This window comes from Vibrio sp. 10N.247.310.98 (genome assembly GCF_041467395.1).
GTDB classification, from domain to species: domain Bacteria; phylum Pseudomonadota; class Gammaproteobacteria; order Enterobacterales; family Vibrionaceae; genus Vibrio; species Vibrio crassostreae_C.
The window spans coordinates 45,784-63,895 of the sequence record NZ_JBFSUL010000002.1 but is presented as its reverse complement, the minus strand read 5'-3'; the positions used below and the strand labels follow the sequence as shown (position 1 = coordinate 63,895).

At 44.9% G+C, this 18,112-nt stretch carries 17 protein-coding genes; 9 read left to right on the top strand and 8 right to left on the bottom strand.

Annotated elements, in window-relative coordinates:
* The first annotated feature begins 187 nt into the window (after positions 1-187).
* Both AB6E78_RS01165 and AB6E78_RS01160 read left to right on the top strand, forming a co-directional pair.
* Positions 188-1,093: a manganese-dependent inorganic pyrophosphatase gene (locus AB6E78_RS01165; protein WP_017065328.1), complete on the top strand. Its 906-nt coding sequence runs from the start codon at positions 188-190 to the stop codon at positions 1,091-1,093.
* 149 nt (positions 1,094-1,242) lie between these two features.
* The gene (locus AB6E78_RS01160; protein WP_004734596.1) at positions 1,243-1,632 is read left to right on the top strand and encodes a DUF2750 domain-containing protein; all 390 of its coding nucleotides are present in this window, start codon (positions 1,243-1,245) and stop codon (positions 1,630-1,632) included.
* Between the two features lie 98 nt (positions 1,633-1,730).
* Here the strand turns inward: AB6E78_RS01160 and AB6E78_RS01155 are convergent, their stop codons facing one another.
* From AB6E78_RS01155 to pspF, 7 genes are all read right to left on the bottom strand, one after another.
* The gene (locus AB6E78_RS01155) at positions 1,731-2,510 is read right to left on the bottom strand and encodes a DUF2927 domain-containing protein (RefSeq protein WP_029235328.1); all 780 of its coding nucleotides are present in this window, start codon (positions 2,508-2,510) and stop codon (positions 1,731-1,733) included.
* Between the two features lie 36 nt (positions 2,511-2,546).
* Positions 2,547-3,329 carry an ATP-binding cassette domain-containing protein gene (locus AB6E78_RS01150; RefSeq protein WP_017060304.1) on the bottom strand — a complete coding sequence of 261 codons (783 nt, stop codon included), beginning with the start codon at positions 3,327-3,329 and terminating at the stop codon, positions 2,547-2,549.
* Positions 3,326-4,327 carry an oligopeptide/dipeptide ABC transporter ATP-binding protein gene (locus tag AB6E78_RS01145; RefSeq protein ID WP_017060305.1) on the bottom strand — a complete coding sequence of 334 codons (1,002 nt, stop codon included), beginning with the start codon at positions 4,325-4,327 and terminating at the stop codon, positions 3,326-3,328. The genes AB6E78_RS01150 and AB6E78_RS01145 overlap by 4 nt, the downstream gene beginning before the upstream one ends.
* Positions 4,327-5,214, bottom strand: coding sequence for a putrescine export ABC transporter permease SapC (sapC, locus tag AB6E78_RS01140; RefSeq protein ID WP_017065331.1), 888 nt, complete (start codon positions 5,212-5,214; stop codon positions 4,327-4,329). Before sapC ends, AB6E78_RS01145 begins: the two co-directional genes overlap by 1 nt.
* The gene (locus tag AB6E78_RS01135; RefSeq protein WP_372132408.1) at positions 5,201-6,163 is read right to left on the bottom strand and encodes an ABC transporter permease; all 963 of its coding nucleotides are present in this window, start codon (positions 6,161-6,163) and stop codon (positions 5,201-5,203) included. The genes sapC and AB6E78_RS01135 overlap by 14 nt, the downstream gene beginning before the upstream one ends.
* Positions 6,163-7,785, bottom strand: a complete 1,623-nt coding sequence (gene sapA, locus AB6E78_RS01130; protein WP_017065332.1) for an ABC transporter substrate-binding protein SapA — start codon at positions 7,783-7,785, stop codon at positions 6,163-6,165. The genes AB6E78_RS01135 and sapA overlap by 1 nt, the downstream gene beginning before the upstream one ends.
* Positions 7,786-7,887: 102 nt before the next feature.
* Complete coding sequence (gene pspF / locus AB6E78_RS01125; protein ID WP_372132411.1) at positions 7,888-8,910, bottom strand: phage shock protein operon transcriptional activator; 1,023 nt, start codon at positions 8,908-8,910, stop codon at positions 7,888-7,890.
* A gap of 273 nt (positions 8,911-9,183) precedes the next feature.
* On the opposite strand from pspF, the gene pspA reads away from it, so the two are divergent.
* The 7 genes from pspA (at position 9,184) to AB6E78_RS01090 (ending at position 16,508) form a co-directional block, all read left to right on the top strand.
* Positions 9,184-9,855, top strand: a complete 672-nt coding sequence (gene pspA / locus AB6E78_RS01120) for a phage shock protein PspA (protein WP_010440091.1) — start codon at positions 9,184-9,186, stop codon at positions 9,853-9,855.
* Between the two features lie 14 nt (positions 9,856-9,869).
* On the top strand, positions 9,870-10,103 hold the full coding sequence (gene pspB, locus AB6E78_RS01115) for an envelope stress response membrane protein PspB (RefSeq protein ID WP_004734605.1): 234 nt from the start codon (positions 9,870-9,872) through the stop codon (positions 10,101-10,103).
* Positions 10,096-10,482, top strand: a complete 387-nt coding sequence (pspC, locus tag AB6E78_RS01110; RefSeq protein ID WP_017065334.1) for an envelope stress response membrane protein PspC — start codon at positions 10,096-10,098, stop codon at positions 10,480-10,482. The genes pspB and pspC overlap by 8 nt, the downstream gene beginning before the upstream one ends.
* 158 nt (positions 10,483-10,640) lie before the next feature.
* Positions 10,641-11,675: an efflux RND transporter periplasmic adaptor subunit gene (locus AB6E78_RS01105; protein ID WP_029236444.1), complete on the top strand. Its 1,035-nt coding sequence runs from the start codon at positions 10,641-10,643 to the stop codon at positions 11,673-11,675.
* A gap of 1 nt (position 11,676) precedes the next feature.
* Complete coding sequence (locus AB6E78_RS01100) at positions 11,677-12,762, top strand: efflux RND transporter periplasmic adaptor subunit (RefSeq protein WP_017060312.1); 1,086 nt, start codon at positions 11,677-11,679, stop codon at positions 12,760-12,762.
* On the top strand, positions 12,755-15,865 hold the full coding sequence (locus AB6E78_RS01095; RefSeq protein WP_372073088.1) for an efflux RND transporter permease subunit: 3,111 nt from the start codon (positions 12,755-12,757) through the stop codon (positions 15,863-15,865). The genes AB6E78_RS01100 and AB6E78_RS01095 overlap by 8 nt, the downstream gene beginning before the upstream one ends.
* 76 nt (positions 15,866-15,941) lie before the next feature.
* Entirely contained in the window at positions 15,942-16,508 is a 567-nt protein-coding gene (locus AB6E78_RS01090; RefSeq protein WP_372132415.1) for a DNA-3-methyladenine glycosylase I, read from the top strand.
* A 244-nt stretch (positions 16,509-16,752) separates the two neighbouring features.
* Here the strand turns inward: AB6E78_RS01090 and AB6E78_RS01085 are convergent, their stop codons facing one another.
* Complete coding sequence (locus AB6E78_RS01085; RefSeq protein ID WP_017065338.1) at positions 16,753-17,937, bottom strand: cystathionine beta-lyase; 1,185 nt, start codon at positions 17,935-17,937, stop codon at positions 16,753-16,755.
* Positions 17,938-18,112 lie beyond the last annotated feature (175 nt).

Sequence of the window (18,112 nt, the reverse complement as noted above, 5' to 3'; positions counted from 1 at the left end):
ATTAGTGGCTTAAGATAAATATATACGAATGATAATAATTATCAATTGCATTTGTTGTTTTTTTATCTATTGTTACTATTGGCTAAACCCACGAAACATGACCAATCTAAAAAAATGAGGTAAAGTATGGCTAATAAAGAGAGGCTCTAAAGGTAGAGTCATAATTGTTAGTGTAATAGGAAGAAACATGATTTTAGTTGTTGGTCACAAAAACCCTGATAGTGACAGTATTTGTAGTGCGTTAGTTGCAACTGAGCTTCTTAAGGCTCGTGGCGAGGAAGCGACACCAATTCGCCAAGGCGAGATCAACCGCGAAACTCAACACATTCTAGAAGTCGCTGGTGCTGAAAAGCCAGAGCTTCGTACTTCTGTTGCTGGTGAGAAAATCTGGCTAGTAGACTACTCAGATCTAGCACAAGCACCAGATGATGTTGCTGATGCAGAGATCGTAGGTATTGTTGATCACCACCGTCTAGGCGACGTGATGACAGTAAACCCAATGGAAGCTTGGATCTGGCCTGTTGGTTGTACAAACACTGTACTTTTCAACATGTTCAAGATTGAAGGTCACGCAATCTCTCAACAAATCGCTAAACTAATGATGTCTGCAATTCTTTCAGACACAGTTGGTTTCGCTTCTCCAACATGTACTCAAAAAGACAAAGACGCGGTTGCTGAGCTTGCTGAAATTGCTGGCGTAACTGACGTTGATGCATTCATCAAAGCGCTTCTAATCGCAAAAACAAACATCGAAGGCCTATCTGCTGCACAGCTAGTAGAAAAAGACCTTAAAGGCTACCCATTCAACGGTCGTGATGTTGTTGTTGGTCAAGTTGAACTTGCGACTCTTGAGCAAGTAGACGGCATGATCGAAGCGCTAGAAGCTGATCTTGAAGAGCGTTGTGAGAAAGACGGTCTAGCGTTCGCTGCGGTAATGCTAACAGATATCACTACTGCTCAAACTCGTCTTCTATACAAAGGTGAGTGGGCTGAGAAATTGGTTAAGCACGAGAAAGGCGGCGTATTAATGATGGAAAATACACTAAGCCGTAAGAAGCAAGGCTGGCCTTGGCTACAAGGTGAGCTTGTTTAATCAAGTCGCTTAATATTAAACGCCTGCTTATTTAGCAGGCGTTTTTCTTTGAAGTAGACTTTCTTCTTCATCGATAATGTTTGAAGTTAACAACACTCGGCATAAAATAGCTTTAAGAGCAAAGTTACTGACTAAAGTAGGAAATTAAGATGACTACACAGCTAGACGATAAAAAAATCGCTGAAATCAACAAGTACACGGGCGAGCAACGCCTGAAATACTGTGTGAAAGAAATCGTAGCAAACCGTGAAGTATGGATCTTAACCGATGAACACGGTTGTGTAATGCTGAACACAGAAGATGAAGATTGTGTTCCAGTATGGCCAAACCAAGAGTTCGCAGAATCATGGGCAACGGGTGATTGGTCTGAGTGTAAAGCTGAGTCTATTTCGTTGAACAAATGGCACAGTCGCTGGACGAACGGTCTAGAAGACGACGAACTTGCTGTTGTAGTATTCCCGAACGAGCAAGAAGAAGGCGTTATCTTGTTCCCGGATGAGTTCGACTTCGAATTGAAAAAGCAGGCAGCTAAGCGCTAGTTCTTTCGTAATACAGTAACATCGTAAGTCAGCGTTGCCTTTCTTAGGCAGCGCTATCATTCAATTATCCCATCTAAGCTGCTTCCAACGTATATTCGTCAATACCCAATCAACTGATACAAAGGCGCTTGCTGTGCGGCTTTAGAAGCTTGCTGAAGCACACCTGTTTTGCTGTATCTCTTGAGTATCTTTCGAACGATAGGTTTTACTTCAGATTTTGTCATTCCAGCTTTCAATTCTGGTTCATACAGCAATTGCAGTAGCACTACGTCTAACGGCGATAATAAGTCTTCTGGCGTGTGGTCGTTGAAAATAGAAGGGTAGGCTTTATCTGAATCATTCGGCAGGCCTAGAACTTGTGTGATCTCTTCCACGATACAGGCGACCAGCTTACCTCGCGATCTTGCCTGATCAACCGGGATTACAATCCCAGCGTATACAATCTCGCCTTTAGAATTGGTTCTATAGCCCGCCGTGCAGATGGCGCTATTTAAATGTTGAGTTGATTTGAGCTTGAGCACCGATTTCGCCTCAGATACCCACTGGCTCTGCCTTGTGTATATCCATTTAACGTTCGCTTCGGACTCTTTACTGACGATTGTTATTGGATGTTGGGTGACTTCAGATAAGTGTTTGATATGAAGCTCTGTGATCTCTTGATGCAGTTCCTCATCGCCCACTCGATGATCGATCCAAATCTTGATCGGTTGTTTCCACTTGGCGAGCGGTTTGTTGCCTTGGGAGTATTCGTGTTGAAGCGCGACGTTATAAAAGGCAGTTTCGACGAAGCTTCTATCTAGCCATGTGAGCGGTGTGCTTGTCGCGTTAAAGGACAACAGCACCAACAAGAGGGGAAGCATTGAAGCTGTTCGATACATACTTTTCCCCTCTGCTAAATGTAGCGTGATTCCAGGTTAGTGGTTCGGCGCTTTGGAGAAATGGCTCTCAACCAATCTTTGGGTGATTTGGTGAGTTGGATTGGTTAGCACTTGATCTGTTTCCCCACTCTCAACCACATTGCCTTCATGCATGACAATAATCTTGTCGGTAATGTGCTTAACAATACCGAGGTGTTGAGATACATAAACGAACGATACGCCCATCTCTTCTTGTAACTCTAAGAACAGATTGATGATTTGCGAGCGCATTGCCATGTCCAAACCATTTAAAGCTTCATCAGCAACAATGATGGATGGCTGAAGTATTAAGGCACGAGCCAAACAAACCCTTTGTTTCTGGCCTGCAGCAAGCATCTGAGGGTAGAAATACGCATGTTCCGGTAGAAGGCCTACGCGCAGTAGTGTGTCTTTCACACGACGCATACGAGCTTCTGGAGGCATGTTGGTGTTTCGCTTTAATGGACCTTCAAGAATTCGACCGATCTGAATGCGCGGGTTAAGTGACGTATTCGGATCTTGGAAGATCATTCGAATCAGCTTACAACGAGTCGAGTAGTCTTTGTGCTCTAGCTTTTCGCCATTCACGCGGATCTCGCCTGCGGTTGGCTCCACCATGCCTGCGAGCATTCTGGCTAATGTTGATTTGCCAGAACCATTCTGGCCGATAAAACCAATTGTCTGGCCTGCTTCAAGAGAAAAGCTAACTGGCTTCACCGCCTGATGAATCTTTTTACGGAAAAGACCAGAGCGAGTCGTAAAGTCTTTAGACAAATCACTGACTTCTAATAATGCACTCATGATTTCTTTTTCTTCTCCATATTCAGAGGGAAGTGACAGTTGAACTTATGGTTCTTGATACGTTTCGTATGTGGGATCTCGACACACTGCCTTTGTGCGTATGGGCAGCGAGGCCCTAATCGACAACCAATAGGAAGGTGTTGCAGCGGTGGAATTGACCCTGGCAAAGACTGGAGTTTTTCTTTGTGGGGAATCCAATCGTTAAAGTCTGGCATCGCTTTTAGCAGAGCAACAGTATATGGGTGCTTGGGTGCGTCCAACAGCTTCGGCGTATCAGCGGATTCTACAGATTGACCACAGTACATCACGGTAATACGAGTCGCCCATTGGGTAATGGTGGTTAAGTCATGGCCGATCAGTACGATGGTGGTGTTATTGATCTGATTCATACGACTCAACAGGCGCAATATTTGAGACTGTGTAATTGGATCTAAATCGTTGGTTGGCTCATCTGCAATCAAGACTTTTGGCTTGGCAGCGATCGCCATTGCGATCATGACTTTCTGACACTCACCATCGGTCAGCTCATAAGAGTAACTGTCCATTAGGCGAGAGTGGTCTTTGATGCCCACTTTGTGCAGTAACGCGATCGCTTGCTTCTTACGCCACTTAAATCGTTGCCACCAGCGACCTTCAAACGAATGGGAAGGGATCGCTTCAACGAGCTGGTTGCCTACTTTTTCAGAAGGATCAAGACACGTCGATGGCTCTTGGAAGATCATCGCGATATCGCGGGCGATCACTCGGCGTCTTTCTTTCGGCGTCAGTTGCAGCAGGTCGATATTACCTAAGCGCATTCGGTCTGCGGAAACCTTCCAGTTCTCTTTACAAACCCCGACAATCGCTTTTGCAACCAAGCTCTTACCAGAGCCTGATTCACCTACTAAGCCACGAATTTCCCCTTCATTGAGGGTAATACTCATTCGATCTACCGCTTTAACCATTCCTTGAGGGGTCTCAATCTCGATGGTTAGATGTCGAATATCAAGTAACGGCATTATTCGATTCCTGCATTTAGCGCTTGGCGAACACCTTCACCGACGAGGTTAATCACGATCACTGTAAACATAATAGCTAAGCCGGGTAGGGTAACTGTCCATGGCGCAAGGTAAATCAACTCGACCGAATCACCCAAGATTGAGCCCCATTCGGTACTCGGTGCTTGAGCGCCAAGTCCTAGGAAACCTAAAGCAGTGATATCAAGAATTGCAACTGACAGTGCCAGCGTCACTTCAAGTGCGATCACGGTAAGAATGTTCGGAAGGATTGAATTCCAAAGCAGGTAAAAATCGTTCGCACCATCAAGGCGAGAAGCCAGAATATAGTCTTTTTCTACTTCAGCATGCACGGCAATGTACACCGAGCGTATAAAGCGCGGGATCAGTGCCAAACACAAGGCGAGCAAGATATTGAACTCACCAAAGCCAAGGAATGCCACGAAGATAATCGCCAGCAGAAGAGATGGAATCGACATAACGGTATCAAGCAGGTGGTTTAGTGTGCTTGATAGCAATCCACGAGTCATACCAGCAAGTACACCAATCAGACAACCAATGACGGCTGCGATAAAGGTAATCACCACTGCGGCGCCAAACGTCAGCTGAGAGCCAATGATCAAGCGAGAGAGAATGTCTCGGCCCAAGTCATCCGTGCCCAGAAAGTATTCAACCGTGCCTGCTGGATCCCAAGAGGGCGGCGTCAATAGGTGACCGGTTTGTTCTTGAGCATCATGCGGGGCTAGCCACGGTGAAGTGACGGTGACCAGAATGATAAGCACCAAACACCACAAGCCAAACATAGCCAGATTATTGCTACGGAAGCTGCGCCAGAAACGTTCGAACTGGGTTGGAATCTGTTCTTCTTGGTAGACGTTATTTGTTAGCATACCATTCCTTCCTTACCAGTGGATTGATCATCGCGCCCAGTAGATCGGACAGAATGTTGGCGGTCAAAACCAAGGTTGCCACCACAATTACGCCTGCTTGAATTGAAACGTAATCTTGATTCGATAATGCATCCAATAACCAGCGACCAATGCCCGGCCAGTTAAAGATAGACTCGGTAATAATAGCAAGCGTCAACATACTCGATAGTTGAACGCCGACCTTTGGAATAATCGGAGGTATCGCGTTTCTTAGCACGTGCTGTGTGATGATCTCTCTAGTGGAAAGACCTTTAATTCGCGCAGCGCGGATGTAGTTTTGCGTCATTACTTCAGCCACTGACGCTCTCATCAATCGGATGACCTGAGTCGTTGGCGCCAGTGCTAAAACAAGACAAGGCAACGCCATGTGCTCGATAACACTTTGTAGTGCGTGCGCACGGTAGCGACCCTCGGCAAAAAAGGCGTCAATCATCGCGAATCCAGTCACGTGTTCAATCTCGTAAAGTAGGTCGTATCGGCCACCAACTGGGAACATTTCAAAGTGCAGTGAAAACACCATGATCATCAGCAACGCGACCCAAAATATAGGCGCAGAGTAACCGGCCATTGAGGTGAACGATATGGTGGTATCAACAAATTTACCTTGTCTCATACCAGCAATGGTGCCGAAAGGGATACCGATGATGAGTGCCAACACAAAGGCAAAGAAGCACAGCTCTAGCGTTGCAGGGAACACCAGGACCAACTCATCGATGATAGGCACACCGTGTTTGCTTAGGCCAAAGTTTAGCGTCGATAATTCAGTGATATAGCTAATCCAACCGGGCCAAAAATCTTGAATTGCCCAAGGTGAGGTTTGGTCTAATCGAAGCAGGGAAAAACCTACCAAGGTCAGAATTCCTAGCGTAATAACGAATAAGTTTACACGTCTTAATGTATACCAAAACATTACTGCACCTCTCTTCTGACTTGATCAAAAGGTTGGGCATTGAAAGGACTTGCTTTAAAGCCTGTTAGCGAACGATCGTGCACGCGAAATTGCACGCCATGAGCTAAAGGAATCACAGGAACTTCTTCATTGAGAATGTTTTGGGCTTGTCGGTACAAGTTCACACGGTGCCTTTGTTGATTGATCTCTAATGCTAAGTCGAGAAGGAAATCAAAGTCTGAATTACACCACATCGAGACGTTTAACCCTGCACGCTCAGAGCTGCATGAGAGCAGCGGACGTAAGAAGTTGTCCGGGTCACCGGTATTGCCTATCCAGCCTGTAAGCAACAAGTCTGTTGAGGAAATAGAGGACAACTGTGTGCGGTCAAATCGGTCGTCGGTATAGAGTTTCAATTCAATACCAATATCGGCTAAGTTTGCTTGGATAAGTTCTGCCGTTTTTCTTGGACTTGGATTGTATGCGCGTGGCTCTAGTGGTACCCACATTGAAAGCTCTAACCCAGGTTCAACGCCAGCTTCTTTGAGAAGCGCAACCGCATAGTTTCGGTCGTAGCGAACTTGAACGCTGTCTTTTTGGTGAGCCCAAGAAGTCGGAGGAAGCAAGGTGTAGGCTTTGGTTCCTGTACCGTAATACACAGAATCAAGAATGTTCTGACGATTGATGGCTAAGTTGAGCGCTTTACGAACTCGAGAGTCACGCAGTGCAGGGTGCTCAGTATTCAGTGCGATGAAAGAGACATTAACCGCCGGAGTAGCAGAAATCTTCAACTCTTCATGAGCCTGAATAATAGGGATTTGGCTAGAAATTGGTGAGTTGAGCACGTCACACTCACTACGCAGAAGCTTGGCAAGTGTGCCTGTTCCACGTTGCGAAGTATCGAACACAACTTGGTCCATTTGTACTTCACCTTTCCAGTAGTGCTTGTTCTTTTTCAAGCGCACTAGGTCGTTGATTTGGTATTCATCTAAGTAGAAAGGGCCAGTGCCGACTGGATTGGAATCGATTCGATTTTTCTCATCCGCTGCAATGAGCTGATTGGCATACTCCTTAGAGTGAATGACTGCATAGCTGGTGGCGATGTTATTGAGAAACGAATTGTCTGGGCGACTTAATTGGAATTTCACCGTTAGGTCATCAACTGCGGTGATATCGACAATCAGGTTTTTGAAGTCGATTCCGGCAAACCATGGGTATAGGCCGCCACCCACATAATGAAATGGGTTTGAACTATCAATGACACGTTCAAAGCTAAACACCACATCTTGTGCATTCATGCTACGAGTTGGGGTGAACCAGTCTGTGGTTTGGAACGCAACATTTGGGCGCAGTTTGAACGTGTATTCTGTACCTGATTTATCAACAGACCAACTTGTCGCTAAGTTCTGTTTTGGTCGGTACGTCATCGGATCAAGAGTGAGCAGTGTATCGAAGATTTGAGGACTCAGCGATTCTGCGGTAATGCCACTATCAACTAGCTGTGGATTGAAGGTACTAGGATTACCTTGGCCGCAATAAATGAAGCCTTTTTCACGGATTTGCTCGTGATTCACACTCTCACCACATCCAGCGAGAAAGCTCAGCGTACAGATGCTCAGTGATAGTCTTATTAGTGCTTTCATAAAAAGAAATACTTTTCGAAACGAGGCGTTAGAGGAGCCTCAAGATCCGGACAATTTAACATTTTATTTATTCGGCTCCAAATAATAATCAAGTGTGGACAGCTATTTATCGTTAGCTTGTCCGACAATCGCGTACTTCCTCACCATTCCACGTAATTGGTTGTAGGTTAACCCAAGTAATTCTGCGGCTTGTTTCTGGTTATATTTGCTCTGTTTGAGGGCTTGGTTGAGTAGCTTGATGTCTTGTTGTTCTTGCCATGCTTTGTAATCAAGCGGCAAAGAAAACAAGCTCTCTGATGAAGTATGGCTGTTAGACGGCTCATTGCCAGTTTCCGGAGGGGAATCTTGCTCTGTTTTCCATGCGGGTTTAAATGGGTTAAACACCAAATATTCAATAGGATATGGATCTTTTCCGTGCTGATAGATAGCTCGCTCAATGACGTTTTTGAGTTCTCGTACATTCCCTGGCCAAGAATAATCCAAAAGCGATTCAACGGCAGAGGGGGCAAAGCCAACAAACAACTCCAATTCCAATTCACGACACATCTTAATGGCGTAATATTCTGCCAGTAGCATGATGTCTTCTTTTCGCTCACGCAAAGGAGGGATAGTAATGACGTCAAACGCCAGTCTATCTAATAGGTCTGCTCGGAATTCGCCCTTTAATGCCATGTCTGGTAAGTCGGCATTGGTTGCACACACCAGTCTGACATTGGCACTTAGCGCCTTTTGCCCACCGACACGTTCATATTGCCCGTATTCAATAACGCGCAGTAGTTTCTCTTGAACCGCAAGGGGAGTGGTCGCCAGCTCATCCAGAAACAGCGTTCCGCCTTCTGCTCTTTCAAAACGACCTTGATGACGCCCTTTCGAACCCGTAAAGGATCCCGATTCATGACCAAACAGTTCTGAATCAATCAAACCTTCACTTAAGGTTGAGCAGTTCAATGAGATCAAAGGTTGATCCCAACGTCTTGAAAGGTAATGCAGTCTTTGTGCGATCAACTCTTTACCTGTGCCACGTTCGCCAATGATCAGAATGGGTCTTTCTATTGGTGCGAGTTGGGAAACTTTATCTAACACAGAGAGAAAGCTAGGTGATTCACCAATGAGGTTCTGCTGCATAGCGGGTCCTTGTATGAATTAATCGCTGGAGAGGTCATGTAAGAGCCATAGTGGTGAAAAATACCAATACTTGGCTAAATTCATCATAGCATGGTTCGAGTTAATCACCATTTTATTGTAAGTAACTGATAATAAATGGCTTAAAAGTTGGCACGCTACTTGGATTATTTATGGTAGGTTTAACAACAAACGTAAATTTTTGAGCAAGTGGATTGATAAAGTCGCACAACGATTTGAAACGCATTTGCCATCATTGTAATTAAGGAGTTCCTCATGGGTATTTTTTCTCGCTTTGCAGACATTGTAAATTCAAACATCAGTGCACTATTAGATAAGGCTGAAGATCCAGAAAAGATGATTCGTCTTATTATCCAAGAAATGGAAGACACCTTAGTTGAAGTTCGTACCAACTCAGCAAAAGCAATTGCTGACAAGAAAGAGCTAGCGCGTAAAGTAGAAGCTATCGAAACACAGATTCTAGATTGGCAAAATAAAGCGACACTTGCCCTGACCAAACAACGCGAAGATTTGGCGAGAGCGGCGCTAATCGAAAAGCAAAAACTGGAAGACATCATCAAGAGCCTTCACACCGAACAAACCTTGGTTCATGAAACCATCGAAAAATTGACGAGTGAAATTGGTAAACTTGAAACAAAGATCGCAGAAACTCGTGCAAAGCAACAAGCATTAATGATTCGTAACAATGCGGCAAGCAACCGTCGTGATGTTCAAAAACACCTGCACTCAAGCAAAACCAACGAAGCAATGGCGAAGTTTGAGCAATTCTCGCGTAAAGTGGATGAATTAGAAGCTGAAGCGGACGTTTACGCTAAGACTGGCAACGCAAAATCTTTAGACCAAGAGTTTGCCGAGCTACAAGCTCAAGATGAAATCGAAAAAGAGCTAGCGAAACTGAAGCAACAAGTTGAAAACCGCGATAAATAATCTAGGAGTTGTCTATGTCAACATTTCTAATTGCAGGTCCACTGATTGTCTTTTTAATCTTCGTGGCACCGCTATGGTTATTCTTACATTACCGCAGCAAGAAGAAATCCAGCAATGGTCTTTCTGAAACGGATCTTCAACGTCTGCATAAGCTTTCTGCGCAAGCCGAATCCATGCAAGACCGAGTGAAAACGCTAGAAAAAATACTGGATGCGGAGTCGCCTAACTGGAGACGAAACTATGAGTAGAGAACTGTATCGCGACACGATTAACGGCAAATTGTCTGGTGTGTGTGCAGGGTTAGCGAACTATTTTGGCCTTGAAGTGTGGTTGGTTCGCATCTTAGTTATCTCAGCAGCACTGCTTGGTGGTAGTTTTCTGGTGTTATTAGCGTATTTAGCTTTGACATTTATGCTTGAAAAACAACCACCTCAGTATGTCGACCAAATGAAGGCGAAACAAGAGCATACGCTGAAGCAAAAGCCTTGGGAAAAAGGGCAAACTGCAGAGTCGCTATTGAACACTTTAGAGGGTGATTTCCAGAAGTTAGAGACCAGTGTCCGCAACATGGAAGCTTATGTCACCTCAGATACGTTTAAAGTGAATCGTGAATTTAAGAACATGTAGTGGTAAAACCTAAAAAGGATTAGATAACGGTTTAGGAAAATTTATTCCAAGCCGTTATTTTTTTTAATAATTTTCTCTAAATAAATCTTACGCTGACTGGTAAGTTACATGTGATTAATCTATGTTATAAAAATATTTATAGATATGGATGATCACCAATGTATAGAGCCTCCCTTGTCCTATTGACTGCCTTAGCTGGGTTGTCTGGGTGTGGTAAGGAGCTTCCTCCCGTGCCTGAACCTGAGTCCAGACCCGCCAAACTCTTCACTGTCTCCGTCGGTAATAATGCCTTTGAGCGTAATTTCCCTGCTACCACAGAAGCTGGTGACAGAGCGGTACTCGCATTCCGTGTTCCTGGGTTATTGCAGAGCATCGATGTGACCGCTGGGCAGCACGTGTCTAAAGGCGACGAGCTTGCTAAGTTAAATCCCGATGAATATCAACTACTCGAGAAGCAAGCAAAAGCGAATTTTCAGCTAGCCGATGTTCAATATCAACGTGCGATCAAACTTCGTAAAGATCGTGTGGTATCAGAGCAAGATTTCGACCAAGCGAAAGCGAACCACAATTCAGCTCGCGCGGTGCTTAATCAAGCTAACGCGAATCTTCGCTACACCACTTTGGTTGCGCCGTATGACGGAACCATTTCCATCATTCCTGCTGAAAACCATGAATACATTGCGGCTAAACAAGGCGTGATGAATATTCAAACCAATCAAATTCTTAAAGTCGTCTTCTTATTACCCGACCAACTTATTACGCGCTTTTCATCAGGGTTCGAGATGGATGCAACCATGGTTTTTGATGCGTTTCCTGAAAACTCTTACGTTTTAACCTTCCAAGAAGTGGATACCGAAGCTGACCCGAAAACAGGTTCGTACAAAGTCACCATGGTAATGGAAAGACCAACCGATGTGGGTATTTTGCCCGGTATGTCTGGCTCGGTAAATCTCGTTTCATCGTTAGCGGCGGCCACCAAAATACCAACGTCAGCAATGATGACCGATGGGGATGATGTCTCTGTATGGCGTGTGAATAGCGACGGCATTGTTGAAAATGTTGCCATTGTCATCGATGAAAAACGCCATATCGTCTCTGGATTGAACGATGGCGATCGCATTGTGACTTCTGGCGTCAATGGTCTTGAGTCGGGCATTAAAGTTCGAGAGTGGATCAAGGAAAGGGGGCTATAACATGAAAACACTTAAAGTGGCTGCTGGCCTGTCGTGTTTAGCCTTACTGACGGCTTGTGAAGATAAGCAAGCTGTAGAAGTGAATAACACGCCCTTGGTTAAAGCTATCGAGATTTCAGTCATCGATTTTAGCGACAAACTCTATTTCCCTGCGGTAGCAAACGCTGCTGAGAAGGCTCACCTCAGTTTCCGAGTTGCGGGTGAAATCTTCAAGCTAGATGTGAAGGAAGGTGAACGAGTTGCCAAAGGGGACATCATTGCCGAGCTTGACCCTACCGATTATCAATTGGATGTGGACAATGCTCAAGCTCGTTACACGGTAATCAATAGTCAATACCGACGTTCGAGTCCGCTAGTGAAGAAAGGCTTATTGGCTAAGTCGCAATTCGATGAAATTGCCGCTCAACGCCAGATTGCTTATGCCGAGTTGGAACTGGCGAAACTGCGCTTATCGTTCACTATGCTTCGTGCGCCTGTTGATGGGATTATTTCTCGAGTCAGTGTCGACCAATATGAAAATATTCAGGTAGGCCAACAGATTGTGAACATTCACAGTGTTGAGGATGTCGAAGTTGTGATTCAGCTCCCTGACCAAATTTATGTGAATCAACCCAATGAAACGCTCCTCTCGAACGTGGAAGCTGTGGTGAGAGTGCCAAGCGGTAATGAATACACCGCAGGTATTAAAGAGTTCACCACTGAACCCGATCCAAGTACGGGTACCTTCACGGTTACATTAGCTTTGCCGATGCCAGAAGACGATTTGATTCTTGATGGTATGGCCGTTGATGTGACTTCAAACGGGCGGGATATCGGTTTGGAGCTAAAAGCTGGTGTACTTATTCCGATCGAAGCGGTCTTCAATGCAGACGGTGATGAACTGGATCGTAAAAACTCTTATGTGTGGGTTCTTAACGACGACAAGACAGTCTCGAAACAACAAGTCGTGTTAGGAAAAGCAAACCAGGAAACATTGCAGGTAGTGAAAGGATTGGAAATGGGGCAGCATGTCGTTGTTGCAGGCGTATCGCGATTGCGAGATGGGATGACAGTGGAAGTATTGTCTCAGGAGACGAACAATGAGTGAAGTAAATAACAAGCCCCAAAATGACGATCAACAGGGTGATGATCAGATCACAGGTGTTGCTTCTTACTTTATACGTAACAAAGTCATTAGCTGGATGCTATCTCTGATCTTTCTTATTGGTGGTGTTTCAGCATTCTTCGGTTTGGGGCGTTTAGAAGATCCTGCCTTTACCATCAAAGATGCAATGGTCGTGACTTCATACCCGGGGGCAACGCCTCAGCAGGTGGAAGAAGAAGTTACCTACCCACTAGAGAAAGCGATTCAACAGCTTACCTATGTCGACGAAGTGAACTCTATTTCAAGCCGTGGCCTGTCTCAGGTAACGGTAACGATGAAGAATAACTATGGTCCGGACGATCTTCCGCAAATTTGGGATGAACTTCGCCGAAAAGTGAATGATCTTAAGGTTGAACTGCCACCTGGGGTCAATGATCCTCAAGTCATTGATGACTTCGGTGACGTTTACGGGATCTTGCTTGCGGTGACGGGTGATGGTTATAGCTACAAAGAGCTGCTGGATTACATTGATTATCTAAGGCGAGAGCTGGAGTTGGTTGATGGGGTCAGTAAGGTCTCTGTTTCTGGTCAACAACAAGAGCAAGTATTCATTGAGATATCGATGAAGCGGATAAGCTCCTTAGGTCTGTCTCCAAGCACGGTATTTAATCTTTTATCGACTCAAAATATTGTATCAAGTGCAGGAGCGGTAAGGATTGGTGATGAATATATTCGAATCCATCCAACAGGTGAGTTCCAAAACGTTGAACAGCTTGGAGATTTGATTCTTACGGAAGGTGGCGCTCAAGGGCTTATCTATCTAAAAGATGTGGCGAATGTAACTCGTGGTTACGTTGAGGTACCGAGTAACATCATTGGTTATAACGGCGAACTCGCGCTTAACCTGGGTGTCTCTTTTGCGCAAGGCGTGAACGTGGTAGCGGTTGGTGAAGCGTTTGATCGAAGATTGGCCGAGCTAAAGTATCAACAACCCGTCGGCATCGACATCTCCGAGGTTTATAACCAACCTAAAGAGGTGAACAAGTCGGTAAGCGGATTTGTAGTGAGTTTAGGGCAGGCGGTTGCGATCGTAATTGTGGTGTTACTGTTCTTCATGGGAGTACGATCGGGTCTGTTGATTGGTTTGATACTGCTATTGACCGTATTCGGCACCTTTATTTTCATGCAGTACTTCAAAATCGACCTTCAACGTATTTCACTGGGCGCGTTGGTTATTGCCTTGGGGATGCTGGTGGATAATGCCATTGTGGTGGTGGAGGGGATATTGATCGGCACGCAGAAGGGGCGAACCCGGATGCAGGCCGCCACTGATATCGTGACCCAAACCAAATGGCCACTGCTTGGCGCAACGGTGATTGCGGTCACCGCGTTTGCTCCAATTGGTTTGTCTGAAGATTCAACGGGCGAATACTGTGGCACTTTGTTCACGGTGCTATTGATTTCATTGATGCTGAGTTGGTTTACTGCCATCTCGATCACGCCGTTTTTTGCCGATATCTTCTTCAGAGGACAGAAGGTTGATCCCGATAACGAAGGCAAAGATCCATACAACGGGATGGTTTTTGTTATCTATAAAAACTTCCTTGAGTTCTGTATGAAACGCGCGTGGCTAACCATGATCGTTCTGGTGATTGGTTTAGGTGCGAGTGTGTACGGTTTTGGCTTTGTGAAACAAGCATTCTTCCCATCTTCAACTACTCCGATGTTCCAAGTGGATGTTTGGATGCCAGAAGGTACGGATATTCGAGCAACTAATACCAAGTTGAGAGTGCTTGAGAGTTGGTTGTCGGAACAAAGTGAAGTTGAACATATCACGACCACGGCCGGTAAAGGTCTGCAGCGTTTCATGTTGACCTACTCACCCGAGAAGAGTTATAGCGCGTATGGCGAAATCACGGTTCGTGTGACAGATTATCAGGTACTTGAAGGGCTGATGCGTCGCTTCCGTGAACACGTTGACAGTCAGTTCCCTGAAATTGATTACAAACTTAAGCAAATTGAATTAGGCCCTAGTGGCGGTGCGAAAATTGAGGCTCGAATCGTCGGTTCAGACCCAACCGTGCTACGTTCAATCGCAGCTCAAGTTATGGACATCATGCGTGCCGATGACGGAGCGTTTAACGTTCGTCATGATTGGCGTGAAAGAACTAAGGTCTTAGAGCCTCAGTTCAATGAAAGCCAAGCGCGTCGTTATGGTATTACCAAGTCTGACGTTGATGATTTCCTAGCGATGTCTTTCTCTGGTAAGTCGATTGGTGTGTATCGTGATGGTACTACGCTGATGCCTATTGTGGCTCGTTTACCTGAAGATGAGCGAGTTGATATTCGCAACATCGAAGGTATGAAGATTTGGAGCCCGGCATTAAGCGAATATATTCCGTTGCAGCAAGTGACGCTTGGCTACGAATTGGAATGGGAAGATCCACTTATCATCCGTAAGAATCGTAAGCGCATGCTGACGGTAATGGCCGACAACGACCTATTGGGTGAAGAAACGGCTTCGACGTTACAGAAACGCTTACAGCCACAAATTGAAGCGATTGAGATGCCTCCGGGTTATTCGTTGGAGTGGGGTGGTGAATATGAGTCATCTGCTGATGCACAAGCGTCACTGTTTACCACTATGCCGATGGGTTACCTGTTCATGTTCTTGATTACCGTGTTCTTGTTCAACTCAGTCAAAGAGCCGCTGATTGTTTGGCTAACGGTTCCATTAGCGCTAATCGGGGTAACGACGGGCTTATTAGCCTTGAATACACCATTTGGCTTTATGGCATTGCTAGGCTTCTTGAGTTTATCCGGGATGCTACTTAAGAACGGTATCGTATTACTTGATCAAATTGAGATTGAAATGAAATCAGGTAAAGACCCTTATGTTGCGGTAGTTGATGCTGCATTGAGTCGTGTTCGCCCAGTATGCATGGCAGCGATTACAACGATTCTAGGTATGATCCCGTTACTGCCTGACATCTTCTTCAAGCCAATGGCAGTAACCATTATGTTTGGTTTAGGCTTTGCGACTGTACTCACGCTAATCGTAGTACCTGTGCTGTATCGTTTATTCCATAAAATTGAAGTGGCTTAACGTCAACTAACCTTTGAAATAATGCCCCTATTTGGGGCATTATTTTTATGTACGATTACTAAAAGAGACTATCGAAATGGAAGCGAATACAGTGGATAGAACGTGTGCATGGGCGCTTAAACATGAGCTTGAAAGGGAGTACCACGATGCAGAGTGGGGCGTGCCTGTTTATGATGACCAAGTTCTGTTTGAGTTCATTACTTTAGAAGGCGCTCAGGCGGGTCTTAGCTGGATTACGATCCTTAAAAAGCGTGAAGGCTATCGTGCTGCATTTGATAATTACGATCTAAACAAGCTAGCTGAGTTGAATGAAGACAACGTGCCGTTCATCATTGAAAACTTCGATGTGGTTAAGCATAAGGGCAAGATCGCCTCTGTATACGGTAATGCTCGAGCAACACTTGAACTCCAGAAAGAGTTTGGTTCTTTATCAAATGCTTTGTGGCAATTTGTCGATAACAAGGTGATAGAAAACAACTGGACTGAGATGTCTCAAGTTCCCGCTTCTACCGAGCAATCTAAAGCAATGAGTAAGTTTTTGAAAAAAAGAGGCTTTAAGTTTGTAGGAGAAACAATCTGTTACGCATTTATGCAAGCAACAGGTATGGTCAATGATCATTTAGTCGGTTGCCCACACAAATAAAGTGTTATTTATTTCAGCGGAACAATCACTTAGAAATTGAAAAATTCATAGCCATTTTTTCATCGCTCTGAGATCTTTAAGTGGATGTGCTTTAAGGTTCAATATTGGCTTTGAAAGCTTCTGGACTATGAGCGGTTTGTATTATGAGCTGAAGTATCTGAATATGAGTATTTTGAGTTATGCTTTAAACAGAAAAAGGCAGGAATATCCTGCCTTTTTTGCATATTAGACCTATCGTCTCAGATTAAATCAGAGCGCTATAACGTTCTAATCCCGCCTCTAGATCAGCAATCAGGTCATCAACATCTTCTAACCCAATATGAACACGTATCAAGGTACCTTCGAAATTAGGATTGGCAACAGTTCTCAAGCTGTCAAAACTGCTTGGTTCGTTAGCTAGAATCAAACTTTCAAATCCACCCCAAGAGTAACCCATACTAAAATGTGTCATTCCATCAAGTAACGCTGTCGTCGCTTTGATATTAGAGTTGTTTAGTACAAAAGAGAACAAGCCATTACCGCCAGTAAAATCTCGTTTGAAGAATTCATGGCCTGGGCAAGACTCAAGAGCAGGGTGACGAACGTGGTTAACTTCAGGACGAGTCTCTAACCATTTTGCGACCTTCAAGCTGCTTTCTGCGTGTTGGCGTAGACGCACATCAAGAGTACGAATGCCGCGAAGCCCTAAATAAGCATCATCAGGTGAGACACATTGCCCCATCAAGTAACTTTGCTCTCTTAGTTGATCCCAGCATTTCTCATTGGCGACTGCCGTACCTAGCATCACATCAGAGTGACCCACGATGTATTTGGTCGCTGCTTGAATCGAGATATCAACACCAAAATCAAACGGTGAGAAGTTCACGCCAGCCGCCCAAGTATTGTCTAGCATAACGATGATGTCATGTTCATGAGCGATACGCGCTAGTGTTGGAATATCCTGCACTTCCATGGTGACAGAGCCTGGAGACTCAGTAAACAGCACCTTAGTGTTTGGCTTGATAAGGTCTTGGATACCTTCACCAATCGTTGGCTCGTAGTAAGTTGTCTCTACCCCCATCTTTTTCATGATGGTGTCACAGAAATCACGAGTAGGTTCGTAGCAGGTGTCAACCATTAAAATATGATCACCTGTTTCTACAAAAGAGAGAATGGCATTCGAAATTGCTGCTGTACCACACGGGTACAGTGCACAACCCGCGCCGCCTTCTACTTCAACCATCGCATCTTGGAAGGCAAAATGAGTGTTGGTTCCACGACGTCCGTAAAAAAGGGTCTTGTTAGCGCGGTTAATCGTAGCTTTACGCTTCTCTTCTACTGAGTTAAATACGACAGTTGAAGCGCGTTGTACTGGTGGGTTAACAACACCATTGGTCCACTTCTTATCACGACCGGCAGTGATAAGTTTAGTGGTTTTGTTCTCGGACATGCTGTGAATTCCTTATCAATCGGTTATGTCCTATTTAAAACATGCCAAGAGTGTTCAAAGCAAGAGCGGAGCGGGGATTTTTGCGCTTTTCTTACGATTTTTAACCTTTCACTCAGTTAACAGTGAAAGGTTAAAAATGATCGATGGGGAAACAACGAGCCATAATCGACTCATT

What these genes read in the sequence shown, in the direction of transcription:
- AB6E78_RS01135 (WP_372132408.1), bottom strand. Translation starts at nt 6,163, where the DNA reads ATGTTTTGGTATACATTAAGACGTGTAAACTTATTCGTTATTACGCTA.
- AB6E78_RS01090 (WP_372132415.1), top strand. Translation starts at nt 15,942, where the DNA reads ATGGAAGCGAATACAGTGGATAGAACGTGTGCATGGGCGCTTAAACAT.
- pspB (WP_004734605.1), top strand. Translation starts at nt 9,870, where the DNA reads ATGTCAACATTTCTAATTGCAGGTCCACTGATTGTCTTTTTAATCTTC.
- AB6E78_RS01085 (WP_017065338.1), bottom strand. Translation starts at nt 17,937, where the DNA reads ATGTCCGAGAACAAAACCACTAAACTTATCACTGCCGGTCGTGATAAG.
- AB6E78_RS01160 (WP_004734596.1), top strand. Translation starts at nt 1,243, where the DNA reads ATGACTACACAGCTAGACGATAAAAAAATCGCTGAAATCAACAAGTAC.
- AB6E78_RS01095 (WP_372073088.1), top strand. Translation starts at nt 12,755, where the DNA reads ATGAGTGAAGTAAATAACAAGCCCCAAAATGACGATCAACAGGGTGAT.
- AB6E78_RS01155 (WP_029235328.1), bottom strand. Translation starts at nt 2,510, where the DNA reads ATGTATCGAACAGCTTCAATGCTTCCCCTCTTGTTGGTGCTGTTGTCC.
- AB6E78_RS01105 (WP_029236444.1), top strand. Translation starts at nt 10,641, where the DNA reads ATGTATAGAGCCTCCCTTGTCCTATTGACTGCCTTAGCTGGGTTGTCT.
- pspC (WP_017065334.1), top strand. Translation starts at nt 10,096, where the DNA reads ATGAGTAGAGAACTGTATCGCGACACGATTAACGGCAAATTGTCTGGT.
- pspA (WP_010440091.1), top strand. Translation starts at nt 9,184, where the DNA reads ATGGGTATTTTTTCTCGCTTTGCAGACATTGTAAATTCAAACATCAGT.
- AB6E78_RS01100 (WP_017060312.1), top strand. Translation starts at nt 11,677, where the DNA reads ATGAAAACACTTAAAGTGGCTGCTGGCCTGTCGTGTTTAGCCTTACTG.
- AB6E78_RS01145 (WP_017060305.1), bottom strand. Translation starts at nt 4,327, where the DNA reads ATGCCGTTACTTGATATTCGACATCTAACCATCGAGATTGAGACCCCT.
- AB6E78_RS01150 (WP_017060304.1), bottom strand. Translation starts at nt 3,329, where the DNA reads ATGAGTGCATTATTAGAAGTCAGTGATTTGTCTAAAGACTTTACGACT.
- pspF (WP_372132411.1), bottom strand. Translation starts at nt 8,910, where the DNA reads ATGCAGCAGAACCTCATTGGTGAATCACCTAGCTTTCTCTCTGTGTTA.
- AB6E78_RS01165 (WP_017065328.1), top strand. Translation starts at nt 188, where the DNA reads ATGATTTTAGTTGTTGGTCACAAAAACCCTGATAGTGACAGTATTTGT.
- sapA (WP_017065332.1), bottom strand. Translation starts at nt 7,785, where the DNA reads ATGAAAGCACTAATAAGACTATCACTGAGCATCTGTACGCTGAGCTTT.
- sapC (WP_017065331.1), bottom strand. Translation starts at nt 5,214, where the DNA reads ATGCTAACAAATAACGTCTACCAAGAAGAACAGATTCCAACCCAGTTC.